The sequence below is a fragment of the Gemmiger formicilis genome, from assembly GCF_018784445.1.
Taxonomy (GTDB): Bacteria; Bacillota; Clostridia; order Oscillospirales; family Ruminococcaceae; genus Gemmiger.
Genome location: NZ_WQOH01000036.1, coordinates 23,730 through 41,621, shown reverse-complemented (window position 1 = coordinate 41,621; position 17,892 = coordinate 23,730). Strand labels below are relative to the sequence as shown.

General features: G+C 55.4%; 19 protein-coding genes. 7 read left to right on the top strand and 12 right to left on the bottom strand.

The window, feature by feature from the left end; all coding sequences use genetic code 11:
* Positions 1-61: 61 nt before the first annotated feature.
* Positions 62-1,522, top strand: a complete 1,461-nt coding sequence (locus tag GPK89_RS11025; protein ID WP_215693131.1) for a UDP-N-acetylmuramoyl-L-alanyl-D-glutamate--2,6-diaminopimelate ligase — start codon at positions 62-64, stop codon at positions 1,520-1,522.
* A gap of 179 nt (positions 1,523-1,701) precedes the next feature.
* Here the strand turns inward: GPK89_RS11025 and GPK89_RS11020 are convergent, their stop codons facing one another.
* The 3 genes from GPK89_RS11020 to acpP form a co-directional block, all read right to left on the bottom strand.
* Positions 1,702-2,790 carry a hypothetical protein gene (locus GPK89_RS11020; protein WP_215693129.1) on the bottom strand — a complete coding sequence of 363 codons (1,089 nt, stop codon included), beginning with the start codon at positions 2,788-2,790 and terminating at the stop codon, positions 1,702-1,704.
* Between the two features lie 149 nt (positions 2,791-2,939).
* Positions 2,940-4,379 (bottom strand): proline--tRNA ligase, encoded by a 1,440-nt coding sequence (gene proS, locus GPK89_RS11015; protein ID WP_215693127.1) that lies wholly within the window; start codon positions 4,377-4,379, stop codon positions 2,940-2,942.
* 57 nt (positions 4,380-4,436) lie between these two features.
* Positions 4,437-4,673 carry an acyl carrier protein gene (acpP, locus tag GPK89_RS11010; protein ID WP_215693125.1) on the bottom strand — a complete coding sequence of 79 codons (237 nt, stop codon included), beginning with the start codon at positions 4,671-4,673 and terminating at the stop codon, positions 4,437-4,439.
* A gap of 121 nt (positions 4,674-4,794) precedes the next feature.
* Between acpP and dapF the strand changes: the two genes are divergently transcribed.
* Together dapF and GPK89_RS11000 are read left to right on the top strand one after the other, a co-directional pair.
* Positions 4,795-5,673, top strand: coding sequence for a diaminopimelate epimerase (gene dapF, locus GPK89_RS11005; RefSeq protein ID WP_346344853.1), 879 nt, complete (start codon positions 4,795-4,797; stop codon positions 5,671-5,673).
* Between the two features lie 52 nt (positions 5,674-5,725).
* A complete protein-coding gene (locus tag GPK89_RS11000) occupies positions 5,726-6,109 on the top strand; it encodes a metal-dependent transcriptional regulator (protein WP_215693121.1) in 384 nt (127 codons plus the stop codon).
* 54 nt (positions 6,110-6,163) lie between these two features.
* On the opposite strand, the gene GPK89_RS10995 is transcribed toward GPK89_RS11000, so the two are convergent.
* The gene (locus GPK89_RS10995) at positions 6,164-7,342 is read right to left on the bottom strand and encodes a DUF6709 family protein (protein WP_215693119.1); all 1,179 of its coding nucleotides are present in this window, start codon (positions 7,340-7,342) and stop codon (positions 6,164-6,166) included.
* 125 nt (positions 7,343-7,467) lie between these two features.
* Between GPK89_RS10995 and GPK89_RS10990 the strand changes: the two genes are divergently transcribed.
* Complete coding sequence (locus GPK89_RS10990) at positions 7,468-7,803, top strand: helix-turn-helix transcriptional regulator (protein ID WP_346344854.1); 336 nt, start codon at positions 7,468-7,470, stop codon at positions 7,801-7,803.
* Positions 7,804-8,272: 469 nt separating this feature from the next.
* Here the strand turns inward: GPK89_RS10990 and GPK89_RS10985 are convergent, their stop codons facing one another.
* From GPK89_RS10985 to GPK89_RS10975, 3 genes are all read right to left on the bottom strand, one after another.
* On the bottom strand, positions 8,273-8,830 hold the full coding sequence (locus GPK89_RS10985) for a recombinase family protein (RefSeq protein ID WP_215693115.1): 558 nt from the start codon (positions 8,828-8,830) through the stop codon (positions 8,273-8,275).
* A 215-nt stretch (positions 8,831-9,045) separates the two neighbouring features.
* Positions 9,046-9,342: a hypothetical protein gene (locus GPK89_RS10980; protein WP_215693113.1), complete on the bottom strand. Its 297-nt coding sequence runs from the start codon at positions 9,340-9,342 to the stop codon at positions 9,046-9,048.
* A 15-nt stretch (positions 9,343-9,357) separates the two neighbouring features.
* On the bottom strand, positions 9,358-9,498 hold the full coding sequence (locus tag GPK89_RS10975) for a hypothetical protein (RefSeq protein WP_215693112.1): 141 nt from the start codon (positions 9,496-9,498) through the stop codon (positions 9,358-9,360).
* Between the two features lie 365 nt (positions 9,499-9,863).
* On the opposite strand from GPK89_RS10975, the gene GPK89_RS10970 reads away from it, so the two are divergent.
* Positions 9,864-10,079, top strand: coding sequence for a helix-turn-helix domain-containing protein (locus tag GPK89_RS10970; protein ID WP_215693110.1), 216 nt, complete (start codon positions 9,864-9,866; stop codon positions 10,077-10,079).
* 65 nt (positions 10,080-10,144) lie between these two features.
* Here the strand turns inward: GPK89_RS10970 and GPK89_RS10965 are convergent, their stop codons facing one another.
* From GPK89_RS10965 to gap, 4 genes are all read right to left on the bottom strand, one after another.
* Positions 10,145-10,594 carry a hypothetical protein gene (locus GPK89_RS10965; RefSeq protein WP_215693108.1) on the bottom strand — a complete coding sequence of 150 codons (450 nt, stop codon included), beginning with the start codon at positions 10,592-10,594 and terminating at the stop codon, positions 10,145-10,147.
* 379 nt (positions 10,595-10,973) lie between these two features.
* On the bottom strand, positions 10,974-12,242 hold the full coding sequence (locus GPK89_RS10960; RefSeq protein ID WP_215693106.1) for a DEAD/DEAH box helicase family protein: 1,269 nt from the start codon (positions 12,240-12,242) through the stop codon (positions 10,974-10,976).
* Positions 12,243-12,663: 421 nt separating this feature from the next.
* A complete protein-coding gene (locus tag GPK89_RS10955) occupies positions 12,664-13,569 on the bottom strand; it encodes a tyrosine-type recombinase/integrase (protein ID WP_215693104.1) in 906 nt (301 codons plus the stop codon).
* A 199-nt stretch (positions 13,570-13,768) separates the two neighbouring features.
* Complete coding sequence (gene gap / locus GPK89_RS10950; RefSeq protein ID WP_215693102.1) at positions 13,769-14,797, bottom strand: type I glyceraldehyde-3-phosphate dehydrogenase; 1,029 nt, start codon at positions 14,795-14,797, stop codon at positions 13,769-13,771.
* 236 nt (positions 14,798-15,033) lie between these two features.
* Here gap and GPK89_RS10945 point away from each other — a divergent pair, with 236 nt between their 5' ends.
* Positions 15,034-15,612: a hypothetical protein gene (locus GPK89_RS10945; protein ID WP_215693100.1), complete on the top strand. Its 579-nt coding sequence runs from the start codon at positions 15,034-15,036 to the stop codon at positions 15,610-15,612.
* Positions 15,613-15,766: 154 nt separating this feature from the next.
* Here GPK89_RS10945 and GPK89_RS10940 read toward each other — a convergent pair whose 3' ends face one another.
* A complete protein-coding gene (locus GPK89_RS10940) occupies positions 15,767-16,591 on the bottom strand; it encodes a hypothetical protein (protein ID WP_215693098.1) in 825 nt (274 codons plus the stop codon).
* A gap of 112 nt (positions 16,592-16,703) precedes the next feature.
* On the opposite strand from GPK89_RS10940, the gene GPK89_RS10935 reads away from it, so the two are divergent.
* On the top strand, positions 16,704-17,786 hold the full coding sequence (locus GPK89_RS10935; protein WP_215693096.1) for a SpoIID/LytB domain-containing protein: 1,083 nt from the start codon (positions 16,704-16,706) through the stop codon (positions 17,784-17,786).
* Positions 17,787-17,892: the final 106 nt, after the last annotated feature.

Below are 17,892 nucleotides of genomic sequence, written 5' to 3'. Positions count from 1 at the left end.
CTCCGACACGCGCCTGCGGGCGCAGCCCCTCAGGGGAAGGCTTTTAAGAAGGATGTTTTTCATGAAACTCAACGACCTTATCAAACATATCCCCCACACCGGCACATCCGACATGGATATCACCGCCATCATCTACGACTCCCGCAAGGCGGCGGCCGGTTCCCTGTTCGTCTGCCTGGTGGGTGCGTGGCTGGACGGTCATACCTACGCCGCCATCGCCTATCAAAACGGCTGCCGTGCCTTTTTGGTGGAGCACACGCTGGATCTGCCTGCCGACGCTGTGCAGATCGTCACCGACGATACCCGCGCGGCGCTGGCCGTCATCGGTGCAGATTTCTACGGCAACCCCGCCGATGAGCTGCACCTGATTGGCATTACCGGCACGAAGGGCAAGACCACCACGGCCCTGCTGACCGCTGCCATCATGACCGAGGCAGGGCTGCCCTGCGCCTACATCGGTTCCAACGGCGTGGACATTGCAGGCCAGCACGAGGCCACCGCCAACACGACGCCGGAGAGCCTGGAACTGCACCGCCTGTTCCGCAAAATGCTGGACGTGGGCGTACACCACTGCGTGCTGGAAGTCAGCAGTCAGGCCCTGCGCCACCACCGCGTGGACGGTGTTCCCTTTGAGGTCGTGGCCTTCACGAATTTGTCCGAAGATCACATCGGCCCCGGCGAGCACCCGGATTTTGAGGATTACAAATGCGCCAAGCGCCGTCTGTTTGCCGAATACAACGCCCGCACGATGGTTTATAACGTCGATGACCCATACAGCGATTTCATGCGCGAGGGTTTCCAGGGCGAGCAGGTCAGCTTCGGCATCAAGGCCGAGGCCGACTACCGCGGCGTGATGCTGGCGCAGTACCGCAACCGTATGGCGCTGGGCATTGATTTCGTCTGCCGCTGCGCCGGGCAGAGCACCCACATCGAGGTCATGTCCCCCGGTGCGTTCAGTGCGTCGGACGCACTGTGCGCCATCGCCATATGCGGCGCGTTCGGCGTAACGCCCGCCCAGGCCTCTGCCACGCTGGCCCACACCCCCGTGCAGGGCCGTTTTGAGGTCGTGCAGGGTCTGCCCGGGCGCACCTTCATCGTGGATTACAGTCACAACGGCCTGGCCCTGACCAGCGCATTAAAGACGCTGCGGGCCTACAATCCGCACCGCCTGATTTGTGTGTTCGGCTCGGTGGGCGGGCGCACCCAGGTCCGCCGCAAGGAACTGGCAGACGCATCCAGTGCCTATGCGGATTACAGCATCATCACCAGCGACAACCCGGACAACGAGCCGCCGGAGGATGTCATCCGCGACATTGCCGCCCATATGGCCCCCGGCGCGCCCTACACCTGCATCACCGACCGCCGCGAGGCCATCTACGCCGCCGTCAGGATGGCTGAGGAAGGCGACATCGTCCTGTTTGCAGGTAAAGGTCACGAGGATTACCAGCTCATCCACGGCAAAAAAGAACATTTCGTCGAGCGGGATATCATCAAAGAAGCCTGCGCAGAGTTGAAAAAGTAAGCCTACAAAGCAACAGCGGCCCACACTTCGGGATACGAAGCGTGGACCGCTGTTTCTTTGTAGGGGCCGGGCATGCCCGGCCCGCATGTATACGGCAGACGAGCAATAATGGGACAGTTGCGGGCCGCACATGTGCGGCCCCTACAACTCTACGAAAATGTAATCGTGCAATTTTTCAATTACGCCCCCGCTCTCGGCACAAACAATGCGGCGGCTAAATAAGCAAAATACAATGCCATACATACCCCGCCCTGCCAGCGCTTGAGCTTGTGTTTGCACAGCGGCGGCAGAAGCAGCACCAGCGCCATGGCGGCGCAGACCGGCACCTCGTAACTGCGGAACTGCGCACCCACGGGCAGCTTGTGGCGGTACATCAGGCTTGAAATCGGCAGCGCCAGCGTCAGGTTCAAAATAGCGCTGTTCAACAGCTGGATGGGCAGCGAGTCCGGCGGGTAGTAGCGGCACCGCACAGTGAACCTCTTCCAGACCGACCCCAGGGGGTGCTCCAGGGCTTCGGCCAGCAGAGGCAGGCAGAATCCAAAGCTGATGAGCGACGCCGCCCACAGGGCCTGTATCGTGCCGGTGAGGTTTGCCAGCGTGGTGGCGCTGTACACCAGCGCCATAGCCCCGCCCGCCAGCAGCGCCAGCCCGCCAATAACGCCCGCCAGGTTCTTGAGCGAGTTCCGCACGCTCATGACCGGGAATGCCATCGTGTGGGCCGTGTAGCCGTACTCCTTCGTGGCCAGGCGCGAGCTGGGCACGGCATCCGAGGTGGACACCGCCTCGATCGTTTCACCATAGGTAAAGTTGTGCTGGAACGCAATGCTCATCAAAATAAACAACACAAACAGCAGCATCAACAGGCCGGTGCCGGTGTAGCTCAATTCGCCGTCCCGCACAAACACCGCCAGCACCCCGCAGGCGGCCAGCAGCAACAGGCATTTGCGGCAAAACTCGTCCCGATCCGCCGTGGCATACCGGCGACGATTCAGCAGGCAGACGGCCAGCGCCAGCCCCAGGTTGGCAACGGCGCCCGCCAGCGCGGTGCCAACGGCCAGCGCCGTGACCGACATACCGGCCGCCAGAAATGCCAGCATCAGCTGCGGCAGCGCCAGGCAGAACGGTGCAACCGTGCCGCCCACGACCCACATGGGCAGTCCCAGCAGGGCGCAGCACCAAGTGGTGCACCGTCCCGCCAGCCGGCTGCCCACCGCCGTGAGCAGCAGACCGAGGGCGTAAACGAATAATGTTGTGAGTAGAATGGACATAAGACACCCAGAAAGAGAAAAGAGAAGAGAGAACCAAGAAGAAAGAAGTGAGTTTGGCAAAGAGCGCGGCAGCGCTGTCCTTTTCCTTTTCTTTCTTCGTTCTTATCTGACCAAAAAAGGGAACGCTTCGCAGCGTTCCCTTTTTTGTCTTAGTACGCTACGCCCCAGACGACCATCTTTTGGGCGGGCTTGCCGCAGACCGGGCAAACGTCGCTCAAGTGCTCCTGGGCAAAGGGCATACAACGGCTGGACAGACCAGCCTCGCTCTTCATGGCTTCCTCGCAGGCCAGGTCGCCGCACCACATCGTCTTGATGAAGCCGGTGTGCTCCTTGGCGATCTGCTTGACCTCGTCCATCGTGGTGGCGCTGTAGGTGCGGTTCTCGCGGTTCTGCAGGGCACGCTCGTACAGGTCCTTCGCCAGAGCGTCCATGGCGGCGGGGATGGCGGTGGCCAACTCCTCAAACTTCACGAACTGCTTCTCGCGGGTATCGCGGCGAACCAGCACACACTGGCCGTTTTCGATATCGCGGGGGCCGACTTCCAGACGCACAGGCACGCCCTTCATCTCCCACTGGGCAAACTTCCAGCCGGGTTGCTTGTCGCTGTCATCCAGCTTGACGCGGGCATAGCGGCCGATCTCGGCGGCCAGCTCACGGCATTTGTCCAGCACGCCGGGCTTGTGGGCGGCGACCGGCACGATCACGACCTGGATGGGCGCGATGGCCGGGGGCAGGATCAGGCCGTCGTCGTCGCCGTGGGTCATGATGATGGCACCGATCAGGCGGGTGGACGCGCCCCAGGAGGTCTGGAACGGATACTGCAGGGTGTTGTCGCGGCCGGTGAAGGTCACGTCGTAGGCGCGGCTGAACTTATCGCCAAAGTAGTGGCTCGTGCCGCTCTGCAGGGCCTTGCCGTCCTTCATCATGGCCTCGATGGTGTAGGTGGCCTCGGCACCCGCAAACTTCTCTTTATCGGTCTTGCGGCCCTTGACGACCGGGATGCACAGGTCATGCTCGGCAAAGTCGGCGTAGCAGTTCAGCTGCTGCTCGGTCTCGGCCTTGGCCTCGTCGGCGGTCTCATGGATGGTGTGGCCCTCCTGCCACCAGAACTCACGGGTGCGCAGGAAGGGGCGGGTGGATTTTTCCCAGCGGACGACGCTGCACCACTGGTTGTACAGCATGGGCAGGTCGCGGTAGGAGTGCAGCACATGGCTGAAATGGTCGCAGAACATCGTCTCGCTGGTGGGGCGCACCGCAAGGCGCTCTTCCAGCGGGTCACTGCCGCCGGCCGTGACCCAGGCGACCTCGGGGGCGAAGCCGTTGACCAGCTCGCCCTCCTTCTTCAGCAGGCTCTCGGGGATGAGCACGGGCATGGCCACGTTCTCATGGCCGGTGGCCTTGAAGCGGGCGTCCAGGTTTTTCTGGATGTTCTCCCAGATGGCGTAGCCATAGGGGCGCAGCACCACGAAACCCTTGACGCTGGAATACTCGACCAGCTCGGCCTTGGTGCAGATATCGGTATACCACTGGGCGAAATCGACCTCCTGTGCGGTGATCGCTTCGACCATTTTTTTCTTATCGTTTGCCATTTCCTGTTAATCCTCACACAAATTCTAAACTTGTCCGCGGCAGCAGCGCCGCAAGCATTACATACGGTCTTCCAGGTAATTTACCACGTCACCGACGGTGTGGAAATTCTCGATATCCTCGTCGGGGATCTCAACGCCGAACTCATCGGACAGGACGGTGATCATATCGATAACATCCAGGCTGTCCGCGCCGAAATCGTTGACGATGTCGCTGTCGGGGGTGATCTTCTCAGGATCGACTTCCAGCTGTTCTGCCAGATAGCCACGGATGCGGCTGAAAACTTCGGAATCCATAATTTAACTCCTTTATAAACACAGATATACATTTAATATATAGCGTATCTGCGGCTGAATGTCAAGGGGGTAAGTGTTAAATTTTATGCAAGCTGCATACGATGGGCCGGGAGGTGGGCATGTGGAACTGAATTTTACCAAAATGCAGGCCGCCGGCAACGATTATATCTACCTGGACTGCCGCACCGCCGGGCTGCCGCCAAACGCCGCCGCGCTGGCCGTGGCGCTGTCCCGACGGCATTTTTCCGTGGGGGCCGATGGGGTCATTTTTATCTGTCCCCCGCTGCTGGCGGACGGCGACGCCGCGATGCGGATGTTCAACGCCGACGGCAGCGAGGGGGCCATGTGCGGCAACGGTGTACGCTGTGTAGCGGAATTTTTATACACCCACGGCGTCCGGCGGGACTGCATCCGCATCGACACGCCCAACGCCGGGCGGCGCACGCTGCGTCACGTGGGCGCGGGGTTATGGCAGGTGGAGATGGGGCATTTCTCGGCGCTGGGGGCTGACGTGGGCACCGCCGACCTGGGCGGCGGGCCGCTGCTGGATGTGCCGCTCTGCACGGGCGGGCGCAGCTGGCGTGTCAACTGCGTGGCCGTGGGCAACCCGCACTGCGTTGTTTTTGTGGGTGATGTCCCGCCCGAGGGGGCTGACCTGGCCCTGTATGGCCGGGCACTGGAACACCACCCGGCGTTCCCCGGGGGCATCAACGTGGAGTTCGCGCGGCAGATCAGCCCCACAGCCTTCGCCGTGACAGTCTGGGAGCGCGGCAGCGGGGCCACGCTCTCCTGCGGGACCGGGGCCTGCGCCGTGGCGGCCTCCGCTGTGCTGACCGGCCGCAGCGGACGCGGCGTGCCGATTTTGGTGCAGATGCCCGGCGGCACACTGGAAGTACGCATTCTGAAGGATGATACCGCGCTTTTACTTGGTGAAGCCGCGGCAGCATTTACCGGAACTGTATGGATTCAGCCTTGCAAACTGCCGCGCGGTGTGGTATGATAGATGCAATAACAATTTGAACAATATTTCAGTTCGGAAGGGGGCTGCGCCCATGAATATTCACGAATCCGCAGAGGATTATCTCGAAAAAATTCTGATGCTGCAGGAACAGAAGGGTTCTGTGCGCTCGATCGATATTGCGGTGGCGATGGGCTTTTCCAAGCCGAGCGTCAGTGTCGCCATGAAAAACCTGCGTGAGAACGGCTATATTTCGATGGATGCCGACGGTTTTATCAAGCTGGAAGCGCCGGGCATGGAAATTGCCCAGCGCATCTATGGCCGCCACCGCAAGCTGACGGCGTTCTTCGTCGCGCTGGGCGTTGACCCGGATGTTGCCGCGAAGGACGCCTGCAAGGTCGAGCACGACCTGAGCGAGGAGACCTACAGCAAGATGATCGCCTTTGCGGAGAAAGCCGAAAAAGAAGCGCAGAAGTAAATTTTGCCCAAAAAATTGCCCGATGGCATCAAGTGCCATCGGGCAATTTTTACTTTAGGTATACAGCGGCTTGCTCTCCGGCTCCTGCGCGGGCTCGGTCGGCTCGGCTGCGGGGGCAGCTGGGGCGTGGCGGGCAGTGATGACCGCCTGGTGGAACGCCGCCGGGTTGGCGCGATACTTGCGCTCAATGTCCTGGTCGTAGCCGATCAGCGCATCCGGGTAGGTGCGGGCCATCTGCTGCAAAATTTCCTGCGCTTCGTCCTCATTGCGGACGTAGATATCGTGGCAGGCACGTTTCTCCTTTGCGCCGAAAACGCGCACCATCAGCTCTTTTCTCACGGTCAGGATGCCGTAAGCTTTGTGGCGCACTGTGTACTGGTAGGCCCAGACCACGTCGTCACCGGCCAGCACCCAGGAATTGCCGCCCTTGTCGTACATCAGCCAGCTGCGGTTCATGCGGACCTTGCCATCCTGCATCGTGTCCTCGTAGAAGCGGTCGAGCGCCTGCTCGGTGGCCTGCGGGTCGTCCGAAGCCTTGATGTAGTTGCGAATCTGCTTCTGGAAGCCACCGGTCAGGGAATGAACCACGAACCAGATTGCCAGCACCACCAGCAGAACGCCGATGACGCCCATAAAACCATACACAAACGTGTCCTGGCCGTCGATTTCGCCGTCGGTCAGCACCAGCGGAAGGGCTGTGCAGTCGTCAAACAGACCGATATCATCATAGCTAAAACCGGCGTCAATGAAGTAATCTTCCCACAGCTGCCGGGTCTCATCATCCATGGGCTGCAGCGTGCCGCGCACCGACACGTAGGAGCCGTCCCACTCATAACTGCCGTCCTCGTCATCGATAAGCCGCTCGGTATCGGCAACGACCGCCTCGGCGTCGCTGATTTTGGGCTTGGGCACTTCCACACCGATGTAGACGGTGGCGTCGGGGGTGTTGACCGGCATGATGTACTCGCGGGCGCTGACCTTGTCCGGCCTGCCGCTCTCGCTCACGACGGTCTCGGCGTAGTAGTCAATCAGGGTGTCAATGTCCGCTTCGAGATACTGTCCTTGCAGGGAAAGGACGTCATAGTCATCCAGCGGCGCGAAATAGGTCGGCCCAGCGATCATTTTTGCGATGCCAGGCCCGAACACCACGCCGATGAAAATGGCCGCCACAGCCAGGACGATGATGGCCCACAGCTTGCCGACCAGGGTTTTCTGCTTCAGGGATTGCAGCATAGATACTTTCCTCCATTCTTTTGTATACAGGGCTCGTTACCATTGTAACAAATAGCAGGTTCGGCGTCAACCGGTTGCGCGGAATTGTGCACCGTTTTTTGACGATCTGCGTGAAGATTTTCCCCTTGCGGTTTGTTTATTATTCTGCTGTACACTTGAATGGACGTGATGGCTTGATTTCTGACAACATCAAAAGGCTACGTGAAAACATGGGGCTCTCGCAGGCGGCGCTGGCCCGCAAGCTGGGGGTAACGCGCGCCAGCGTCAATGCGTGGGAAATGGAGTTATCCTCCCCCACAGCAGTCTACCTTGTGGAAATGGCACAGCTGTTCCACACAACTACCGATGACATCCTCGGCCTGGAAAGCGAAGAAAAAATCAGCCTGCGCGGTATGAACGAACAGGAAAAGCGCCTCGTCTACGACTTGGTCGACTATATCAGCGGGCACCACAAACCATAACCCCGTCCCGGGCGCACACACAGGTGCGCCCCTACATCCGCTAATAACAAAAACCGCCCCTTCCGGTTTGACCCGGAAGGGGCGGTTTCAGCTATTCAATTCGCAGTTAAGCTACTCGCAGATTACAGCTCAGCGAAGTACTTAATGGTGCGGACCATCTGAGAGGTGTAGGAGTTCTCGTTGTCGTACCAAGAAACGACCTGAACCTGATAGGTGTTTCATCAATTATTATCGCTGTATAGCTGTTTTTATGCCCTTTTGGTGGCTGTATGCCTTCTTTTTTCGTAGAGAAATTTCACAACAATTGTCATAGTTGGAAAACTTCTTTATTTCTTTATTTAGGTGTTGACCTTCGTAGCAGGATTCTTGCTTTTTCTACCCTCTTTCTATTGCTTTATTGCGGCTTTCCAGCCTGTTTTATATACTCCCTCTAACGCCGCTGCGCGGCGCTGAGAGGGGCTGTAACGGTTTATGCGGTGGTATGCTGACGAATCATCTTATCAAGCGTAGGACGCGAAATTCCAAGCGTTTTGGCAAGCTGCGCCTTGTTCAATTCGCGGTTCAAATAGCGCTGATACTGTGCGGCGAAATCGTCCGCCTTGACCTCTTTGCGGCCTTTGAACTTGCCTTGTGCTTTTGCAATAGCGATACCCTCGCGCTGGCGTTCCAAGAGGTTGCAGCGCTCAAACTCATTGATTGCACCAATCATTGTAAGCATCAATCGTCCTGTTGGGGTGCTGGTATCGATGTTCTCTTTATTACTGACAAGATGCACGCCCTTTGCCTGTAGTTGCTCCACCAGCTTCAAGAGGTCGGCAGTAGAACGCGCTAAGCGGCTGAAATCGTGAATGTAAATCGTGTCACCCTCACGCGCAAAATCAATCATTGCTTGCAGCTGCGGACGGTTTGTATCTTTTGCAGATACCTTTTCCGTAAACCATTTGTCCACATCGTACTTTTTCAGCGCTTCAATCTGGCGGGCTTCGTTTTGCTCAACAGTAGACACACGAACATAGGCGATTTTCATTTTTACGTTCTCCCTTCGCTTTCTACTATTATTATACCATAGTAAAAGTCCCATAGTCTGGACTTCATTTACGTTTTGTAAAACAATTTGAAAACCAACTCTATTTTTACGTTTTTGTGGCTTTTGGCGGCGTAAAGATAGGGTATACTCTAAATTTACATCAAGAGCAAAAGAAACGGCGCTCACCTCTGTTTTAGGGGTAAGCGCCGTTTCCGTTAGCCTTGTCCTTTTTCCATCGCCCGCATCATAGCGTCTATTTCTTCTGCGGACAGCCCCATATCATCACCGTATTCATCGGCAATATCATTGACCTGCTTGTCCCACTCGCTGCCCTTGCCGCTATGGTAATCAGACTTTGTGCTTGTGCTGGATTCACTCGAACTGCTACTTGAATAGGTACTCTTTGACGTTGCTGTTGATGTGGATGTTGGGGTAGAATCGCCTGTACACCCAGCAAGTGCAACAGCCAATATAGCCGTACCTATCACTAACATTACATTTACCTTTTTCATGTTTAACACTCCTTTTTAGCCAAACAACATACCAAAAAGACCCAATACCAAAAGCAGAACAGCACCAACAACAATCAAAGTTCCACAGCCCTCTGCCGTTTGCTGGCCTCCAAACATAAGGCAGCATACAATCAAAATTAGCAGGAATACAACCATTTTATAGTCTCCTCATAAATTCGGGAAGTAATACCATCTGCAATTTGAGCAAAGGTAATGGTCTACGCCGTCTTTCGTTACACAGTAGGTTGCTGCGGTTTTCTTTTTACACGTTTCGCACTTATACCCGTCACTGGCTGATACAGCGCGTACACTGTCCTCTTTTGCACCGCAGGCGGCCATCGCAAACGCGATTGTCAGTGCTAACACAATCCCTAGCGCTTTTTTCATTTTAACGCTCCTTCTTTTTACTCGATTCATTTGCTTATATTAGAACTTATAAGTTCTAATATAAGCATCTTACCACAGAAACGTGTTATCGTCAATAGTACCGAACAATACTAATCTTTGGGGAGTGATTTTGTTTGTATTTGCGGCGGCTGCGTGACTTGCGTGAAGATAGCGACCTTTCCCAAACGGCTATTGCAAGCCTTCTGCATATTCAACAGACGGTTTACTCACGCTATGAGCGCGGCTTTCAGACCATCCCTTTAGAGCATCTATTGGCGCTTGCAGACTATTATAAAGTCTCCATTGATTACATTTTGGAAAGAACAGATAATCCCATTATAAACCAATAGCATATACAAAAAAGAGGGGGCGCATTGCTGCGTCCCCTTTCCTCTATCATTCACTTTATAATAAATCATGCTGCGGGCTTTTCCTCTTTTTCTACATTGCTCGTAGGCATTTGTACCGCATTACTTGCCGCTTTCTTGCTTTCTACATACTTTTTGTAGCCTACGCTGTAATTTTCCATGAACCACTGACGGATTTTGCCCATATTATACGTTCTGACGGTGCGACCATTCTTGTTGATGTGCGTTTCCTTGTTCTCGCGCATCTCTTTGAGTTTCGCCGCGTCAGCGGTCAAACCGTTTACCTCAAAGTAGGTCTGCATCTGGCTTACAGTAATGTGGTTGTACTTATCTTCGCGCTTACCGAAAGTCTCAATCGTTGCCGTGGGGTTATCCCGCTTAGCTGCCAGCAGGGTTTTATAAGCCTTAGAGCCAACCTTGCGGGTCTGCGGCAAGTAGTTAGCTTCAACCTTAATGGTGTTGCTGACGAAATCGAACCAAATCTTCTGCTGAGCCATAATAAACCTCTTTCTTCCACTGTATGCCGTGGACGCTGTTTATGTGGGAGTTTTTGTGTTTTTGTTTTATCTCCCTTCGATGTTTATATTATAGCACAGCCCACCTTATAGGTACATTTATAATCCTATCAAGTTTCAAAAGTGGCATACACTATATATAGTTTTATCGTTATACCGCTATATGTTACCACAAAATTCAACGACCCCCGGCGGTTTATTTTTTATCCGCCGAGGGTCATGTATTTTATATATTATTGTTGCACACAAATCCTATATATAGGGGATATATTAGAGGATTCCACTCATTTGCTCTATTTCAAAAGCACACCACTAGACAAGCGCCGCACACTAGGGCAGGCATTAGGACAACCGTGCTTTATCAGTCCTCAACACTATCTAGCGGCACAATCACATCATAGTTTTTTGTCCCCATGCGGTGCGTCAAAATCGTGCAGCCATTCTCACATAGCGCCTTTTTCAGCGTAGGCCAGCCCACTTTATGTGATTGACTATCTTTCAGCCCAACGACCTGCACTAACGCTGCCTTTTGCTCTACATCAAGCGGCTTATTAAAGAAGTCATTGATGCGGCGGTCTGTCAAATCTATATAGCGCGTGTCTGGCGTAAGTACATACAGATTTTCAATGTCATTTCTGATACGTCCACGCGCCTGTACTTGTGCGCTCTTGTTTGCTGAGTGTACGACCACATTCGGCACAGGGGTGTAGATATTTATAGCCGTTTCCATGCTTTTGTTGATAAATAGTACATCAACATTTTCTGGAAACTCATTCGTTTCTATAATATCGTTCCTTATTTTTAGTTGTTCCGCCGTCATAGGATTGTCTGTGTTATTTACGCTCCACACGGACGCACAGCGCAACCCAGCCGTTTCACATTCCTTTTGGAACTTCTTTATATCCGTAATGTGCGCCGCGTAAAATAGCGTTTTCTGGCCCTCTGGCAGCTTTTTGATCAAGCCGTCCACATGGCTATAGGGCACTGTGTTCTGCGCTGTATAATGTCTAATATTCGGTGCAATCTCCATATAGGTGAACGGCACATCTTGCCATTCTGCCCATGTTTCAATGTCGTAAGGTGTGGCGCTCATGCCCACAACAATAGTAGACGGATTCACGGCGGCGCGAGACAACGCCATCATAGCATGATAGTTATTGCAGCGTTCTTTTAGCAGCGCATCAACTTCACTACTTGTTAAATAGGGATAGTTTGTTTTGATTATGCCGCGCTCATAGGGAATAGGCCAGTGAATGTTGTGGAACTCGTCAGCAATAATCAAATCAAACTGGTTTAAGAAGTCTGGATTGCGGCGCACCTCAACGCCCAATTTAGCATAGGTAATTACAACAGTTCTATTTGCATCAAAACCATCAAACCGCCTACCGCCGTTATCAATGATGTTATCATAGCAGCGGGCCTTGTCTGGGTGTTTTGCCACAATGCTGTGTCGTCCTGCGCAAGTATCAATCAAATACAGCACTCTGTTAAACTGCGGTTTACTGCCTAAAATCTCGTAGGGAAGTTTGTTGACCGCATACTCTGTCTTACCGCAACCGCATGGGGCTTCAATCACGTTAAATTCATTTTGTACATATTCCCCTCTGATTGCGTCTGAAAGGTACAGCATTTCTTGCTGATTGTTGCTAAATCCTAATAACTTCTACGATGTTTTCATCATATTATTACTCCTTTTCATACTTTTCTACGACGTAAATAGAGAATCTCGTAGAAACGTGTGTAATTTTAAATTTTTCCAGCTATCTGTGAAAAATTATGCGCGATGCGCATAATTTTTTACGATAGCTCGCTGAATCTTAGAAGATGTTTTCTTTTCTCATCTTCTATAAATATTATATCATAGCATCGTTCTTTTTTCAATAAATTGTCTCCGCAAATTTGTTCTATTCAATTATTTAATGCGTCAATCTTTCAGATTGCCGCACCTTTCCGCGCATAGAAAAAGTCAGCCAGAATTTTCAACAACTGGCTGACTATCTGTTTACCTATCGATAGAATTTTCTAAGATATTGTAGAATCTGCCTACTATTTTACAGCCGCATTAAAGGACTGTGCTTGTTTCCCTCTTGAAGTATTGAATCGTCTTTCATGCCGCGCAAATAGCGCTGTGTGATGGCTATATTCTCATGGCCCATCAAGCGGCTAAGGGTATAGAGGTCAATTCCATCTTTCAACTGTAGCTGTGCAAAAGTGTGGCGGCAAGTGTGCGGACTGGCGCGTACCGACCTATCTACCTTTGCTGCTCTTGACGCATTACGCACGATTTTAGCAACGGATTCATGGGTCAGTTTCTTCCCTGTCTTGCTTAAAAACGTATACCCCTGCGGCGGCAATTTGCCCGCAAAATAGCTTTCTCTTGCTCTCTGGTATCGTATCATACACTTAGACAAAAACGGCGATTTAGGCACTACACGCTCTTTATCGCCCTTGCCGTGAATCAACATATAATCCTCGCGCACTTTATCATCTGTAAGGCTCATCAGTTCCGCACAGCGTATACCAGAATCAAATAGCGCGGCAAGTATCGCCCGATTGCGCACCGAAAGATAATCCGCGCCGCTATAATAGTCCAGCATCTTTTTAATGTCTGTTAGGGTGAAGGTGTTGATAATTACGCGCGGTTCTTTTACATTCTTTACTTTTGCAAGGGGCGATTCGTCTATATATTCTTCTTCCACGCAGTAGTTGAAAAAGCTGCGGTAGGCTTTCAGCAAGTCATTGATATAGGCGGGTTTTCTCTTGTCCTTTTCCTTTAGGATAATAAAATTCTTGATATGAATGGGCCGCACTTTCTCTACCTCTTGAACATCACACACTTCATCAAGGTAGCGATTCCAGTAAAGAATTTGTTTACGATAGTTGTCTATTGTTTTCTCAGACAAGCGGCGCACTTTGCAGCTAAAAACATATTCGGTGCAAGCATCAGCGAGTAACATTAAAAAAGCCCCTTTCAACTGCCATACAGCAGCCAAAAGGGGCTTAAATCGTACTATAACATCTATCGTAGTTGAACTACGATTTTTTTCAACAATTGTCGTAGCAAAACTGAGTTTTGCACGGCGCGGCGGTTAAGCGGCGCGGCCAACTGCTGATTGGATGTCTATTTTAGTGCGATACTTCGCAGAAATCTTTCGATTACAGCTCAGCGAAGTACTTAATGGTGCGGACCATCTGAGAGGTGTAGGAGTTCTCGTTGTCGTACCAAGAAACGACCTGAACCTGATAGGTGTCGTCGTCGATCTTAGCGACCATGGTCTGGGTAGCATCGAACAGGGAGCCATAGCGCATACCGATAACATCGGAAGAGACGATCGGATCCTCGTTGTAGCCGAAGCTCTCAGAAGAAGCAGCCTTCATAGCGGCGTTGATAGCCTCCTTGGTGACGTCCTTGCCCTTGACAACGGCAACCAGGATGGTGGTGGAGCCGGTGGGGACGGGAACACGCTGAGCAGAGCCAATCAGCTTGCCGTTCAGCTCGGGGATGACCAGGCCGATGGCCTTGGCAGCGCCGGTGGAGTTAGGAACGATGTTCTGAGCACCAGCACGAGCGCGGCGCAGGTCACCCTTGCGCTGCGGGCCGTCCAGGATCATCTGGTCGCCGGTGTAAGCATGAACGGTGGTCATGATGCCGGAGACGATGGGGAAGGCCTTGTTCAGGGTGTCGGCCATGGGGGCCAGGCAGTTGGTGGTGCAGGAAGCAGCGGAGATGACCTGATCGTCAGCGGTCAGGGTCTTCTCGTTGACGGAGTAGACGATGGTCTTCAGGTCGTTGCCGGCGGGAGCAGAGATAACGACCTTGCGGGCGCCAGCCTGGATGTGAGCCTCAGCCTTAGCCTTGCTGGTGTAGAAGCCGGTGCACTCCAGAACGACGTCGATGCCCAGCTCGCCCCAGGGGCAATCCTTAGCATCCTTAATTGCGTAGATGGTGATCTTCTTGCCGTCGACGACGATGTAATCCTCGCCAGCCTCAACGGTGTGCTTGTTCTCGCCGATCTTGCCCAGGAAAGAACCCTGTGCAGTGTCGTACTTCAGCAGGTGAGCCAGCATAGCGGGGCTGGTCAGATCGTTGATGGCGACAACTTCGTAGCCGTCAGCCTCAAACATCTGACGGAAAGCCAGACGGCCGATACGGCCAAAACCATTGATAGCAACTTTAACAGCCATAGTGAAATCCTCCCAAGATTTGTCTTTTTCACCTTATGAGCGGTTCCCCGCTCGTCGGTATGATACTATTGTACCCTATTTTTCACAATTCTGCAAGGGGGTCTGTTATTCTTTTAACACGATTTTTCAAAAAATCCACAGAAATTTTGAAATCCCAGCCATTTCCAGCCCGGTTTGGGGGTCGGTTGGGGCAGACTAAGGGTAAATTTCGCACCGGATGGGGAGAGGTGAGTGCTATGTCATTTTTCGGCCCGACGCGGGCGGCGCTGGCGGCGGCTGCGGCCCGCGGGGCGGATATTATACCCTCACTGCGGCTGGTGTTGACTGCCGAGGCCTTGACTGCGCCCCCGCCCGCCCATGCGCTGGAGCTGAACGCAGAATTGGACGCGCTGTGTGCCGCCGCGCGGGAGCTGGCCGCCTACCGCGCCGGGTGGCTGTATTTCTGCGGCACAGATGCCCCGCTGCCCGCCGCCGTGCCCCGCGGGCTTTTGCAGGGCACGGTGCTGACGTTTTTGCGCGGGGTGCTGCGCAGCGAGGGCCGGGCCGTGGTGCGGCTGCTGCCCCAGGGTGACAGCGCCGTGCTGGCCTTGCAGGGCGGCAGCCCCGCGCGGATGCCCGGCGACCTGCCCGCGCTTTTGCACCGCTGCGGGCCGTATGTGACCGCTGCCGGGGCGCGGTACGCCGCAGCGGTGCGGCTGGCACTCTCCCCCACCCTGCCGCTGACGCCGCCGCCCGATGCGGATGCACTGGTATTGGACCGATACAGCCCTCCCCGGGTGTATTTGCAGGTTTTTTGTGTGGAGGATGTGGAATAGTGGCCGCGCAAAAAGCCCCTCAGGCCTCACAGGCTCGGCCAGCTCCCCCCGGATGGGGAGCCTTCTGCGCGGGCTTTGCCCGCGTGAAAGCCTCCCCTTACAGGGGAGGCAGCCGAGCGCCAGCGATGGTCGGAGGGGCTTTGCAGCTTTTCCTTTATTCCATTTCTTTCCCGCAGGCTTCCCACGCACAAAACAGTCCGCACAGGCCAAACAACCCAATACCCAATCCTGCCGCCAAGTCGGGCAGGGTCAGCATATTGTGGGCTGCTTCAAACAGGGTCTGGGTCAGTTCCAGCCCGGTGCAGAGCAGATATGTCCCAGTGCCCGCCGCGTACAGCGTGTGGCCGCAGGGCAGCCCCGGCACAAGGAACACTTTGATCAACACCACGGCAAACAGCAGCGCTGCTGCCGCGCTGAGCACCCGCAGCGCGCAGGGCATACGGTAGACCGACGCGGGCGTGAACTGGAACCGCCAAATCAATTTCCACAAAAAATAGAGCGGCACCGTGCCGGCAAACAGCGAGCTGCCCAGCTTTTGCTGCCGCATCCCAAAGCCCTTGAACGCCCGGCCGCCGTAATACAGCAGCCATGCGCCGCACAAAACCGGCAGCAATAAATCGGCCCAGGCCGCCCAGGTCGGGTAGTCGGTGGAGAACATTTCCGGGTACTGCACCGCGTATTTTGCCACCGGCCCCATGGCCACGCCGCTTGTGACCAGCGCCGCCCCGGCCAGCACCATACACAGCCCCAGCGGCGGGCAGGTGTCCTGCAAACCGGTCGGCTGGTTTGCCGCGCGGCGGGCGGGCAGGTAGGGCAGCACCAGCGCCGCCAGCCAGGGGATGTACCGCAGCCAGACCGAGCCCGCCGTGGCAAAGCCGGTTTCGGCGTCGGACCAGAGCAGCAGGCCGGCCAGGTGCAGCCCCGCCATAGCAAAACCCAGGGCCAGCACCACAATGGCGTTGGGATGTTTATTTTTCATGAAAGTTCCTCATTTCATACAGGGCGCGGCCGCCGCATATATATAGGACAAGCCGCGCGGGATATTCCTATTGTACCGCCCTGCGCCGCAAATTGCAAGGAGGGCACGCCCCTTGAAAAAAACATTTCGCCGGGCCGTAGTGTTCGGCCTGCTGGCCCTTGCCGCGCCCTTTGCCGCCCTGCCGCTGGCCAAGCCCGCCACCACCGATTTACAGAGCACCACCCCGCCGCCCGAGGTTCTGCCCGAGCCTGCCGCCACGCCGCTGCCAGTGTACACCGCCGCCCCCATGCAGCGCAACTTTAACGCATCTGCGCCCATTTTGATTTGTGACGCTGGGGAGGACGCTTCGGTTTCCGTGCAGGATTTTCTCATCGGCACAGCCGCCTGTGAGCTGCCGCCCGACTGGCCCGACGACGCGATTTTAGCCCAGATGGTGGCCGCCCACAGCTACGCGCTGAGCCTGGGCGGCGCGGCGTTCAGCTGCAACAGCGCCCAGTGCGCGGGCTGGACGACGGCCGAGGTGCTGCGGGCGCGGTGGGGCGGCGAATTTTCTACGTATTATAGTAGGCTAGCCGCGCTGGCAGACGAAGCCGCCGGGGCGGTGCTCTGCTGGGAGAGATCCCCCGCCGCTGCGTGCTACCACAGCATCAGCGCCGGGCAGACCGAGGCAAGCCAGAACGTCTGGCTGACCGCCGTGCCGTACTTACAGGGGGTGTCGTCGCCCTGGGACGCCGACGCGCCGGGGTTTGAGACTGCCGTCACGTACAGTGCCGAGCAGGTGTACAGCGTCCTGCTGGCGCTGGGGCTGGATGCCGACGAGATACCAAACGCCCCCGCCGATTGGTTCGGCGGGGGCGTATCGGACGCAGCGGGCTATGTGGCGCAGATGCCGCTCTGCGGGCAGGTGTTCGCCGGGACAAAGCTGCGCAACGCGTTCAGCCTGCGATCCGCGGCGTTCACGGTGGCGTATGATCCCGGGGAGAATGCGTTTGTTTTTACGACCCACGGCTATGGCCACGGCGTCGGGTTGAGCCAGTACGGTGCAAAGGCCATGGCCGAGGACGGCAAGGATTGGCGGGAAATTTTGGAGTGGTACTTTCCGGGGTGTGAGGTGGTGGAGCAACCCCCTGCCTTCCCCCCTTGGGCTGCGCCCGCAGGCGCGTGTCGGAGCGCAACCGCCGAAGGCGGCTCTTAGCGCGTAGACTGGAAGGTGGCCCCGCAGGGCCGGATGAGGGGCGTGCGTGTCGTCATTGCCCCATAGGACTCAATCGGGCAAGGCCGCCCCTCATCAGTCCGCTTCG

What these genes read in the sequence shown, in the direction of transcription:
- GPK89_RS11025 (WP_215693131.1), top strand. Translation starts at nt 62, where the DNA reads ATGAAACTCAACGACCTTATCAAACATATCCCCCACACCGGCACATCC.
- GPK89_RS11020 (WP_215693129.1), bottom strand. Translation starts at nt 2,790, where the DNA reads ATGTCCATTCTACTCACAACATTATTCGTTTACGCCCTCGGTCTGCTG.
- proS (WP_215693127.1), bottom strand. Translation starts at nt 4,379, where the DNA reads ATGGCAAACGATAAGAAAAAAATGGTCGAAGCGATCACCGCACAGGAG.
- acpP (WP_215693125.1), bottom strand. Translation starts at nt 4,673, where the DNA reads ATGGATTCCGAAGTTTTCAGCCGCATCCGTGGCTATCTGGCAGAACAG.
- GPK89_RS11000 (WP_215693121.1), top strand. Translation starts at nt 5,726, where the DNA reads ATGAATATTCACGAATCCGCAGAGGATTATCTCGAAAAAATTCTGATG.
- GPK89_RS10995 (WP_215693119.1), bottom strand. Translation starts at nt 7,342, where the DNA reads ATGCTGCAATCCCTGAAGCAGAAAACCCTGGTCGGCAAGCTGTGGGCC.
- GPK89_RS10985 (WP_215693115.1), bottom strand. Translation starts at nt 8,830, where the DNA reads ATGAAAATCGCCTATGTTCGTGTGTCTACTGTTGAGCAAAACGAAGCC.
- GPK89_RS10980 (WP_215693113.1), bottom strand. Translation starts at nt 9,342, where the DNA reads ATGAAAAAGGTAAATGTAATGTTAGTGATAGGTACGGCTATATTGGCT.
- GPK89_RS10975 (WP_215693112.1), bottom strand. Translation starts at nt 9,498, where the DNA reads ATGGTTGTATTCCTGCTAATTTTGATTGTATGCTGCCTTATGTTTGGA.
- GPK89_RS10965 (WP_215693108.1), bottom strand. Translation starts at nt 10,594, where the DNA reads ATGGCTCAGCAGAAGATTTGGTTCGATTTCGTCAGCAACACCATTAAG.
- GPK89_RS10960 (WP_215693106.1), bottom strand. Translation starts at nt 12,242, where the DNA reads ATGCTGTACCTTTCAGACGCAATCAGAGGGGAATATGTACAAAATGAA.
- GPK89_RS10955 (WP_215693104.1), bottom strand. Translation starts at nt 13,569, where the DNA reads ATGTTACTCGCTGATGCTTGCACCGAATATGTTTTTAGCTGCAAAGTG.
- gap (WP_215693102.1), bottom strand. Translation starts at nt 14,797, where the DNA reads ATGGCTGTTAAAGTTGCTATCAATGGTTTTGGCCGTATCGGCCGTCTG.
- GPK89_RS10945 (WP_215693100.1), top strand. Translation starts at nt 15,034, where the DNA reads ATGTCATTTTTCGGCCCGACGCGGGCGGCGCTGGCGGCGGCTGCGGCC.
- GPK89_RS10940 (WP_215693098.1), bottom strand. Translation starts at nt 16,591, where the DNA reads ATGAAAAATAAACATCCCAACGCCATTGTGGTGCTGGCCCTGGGTTTT.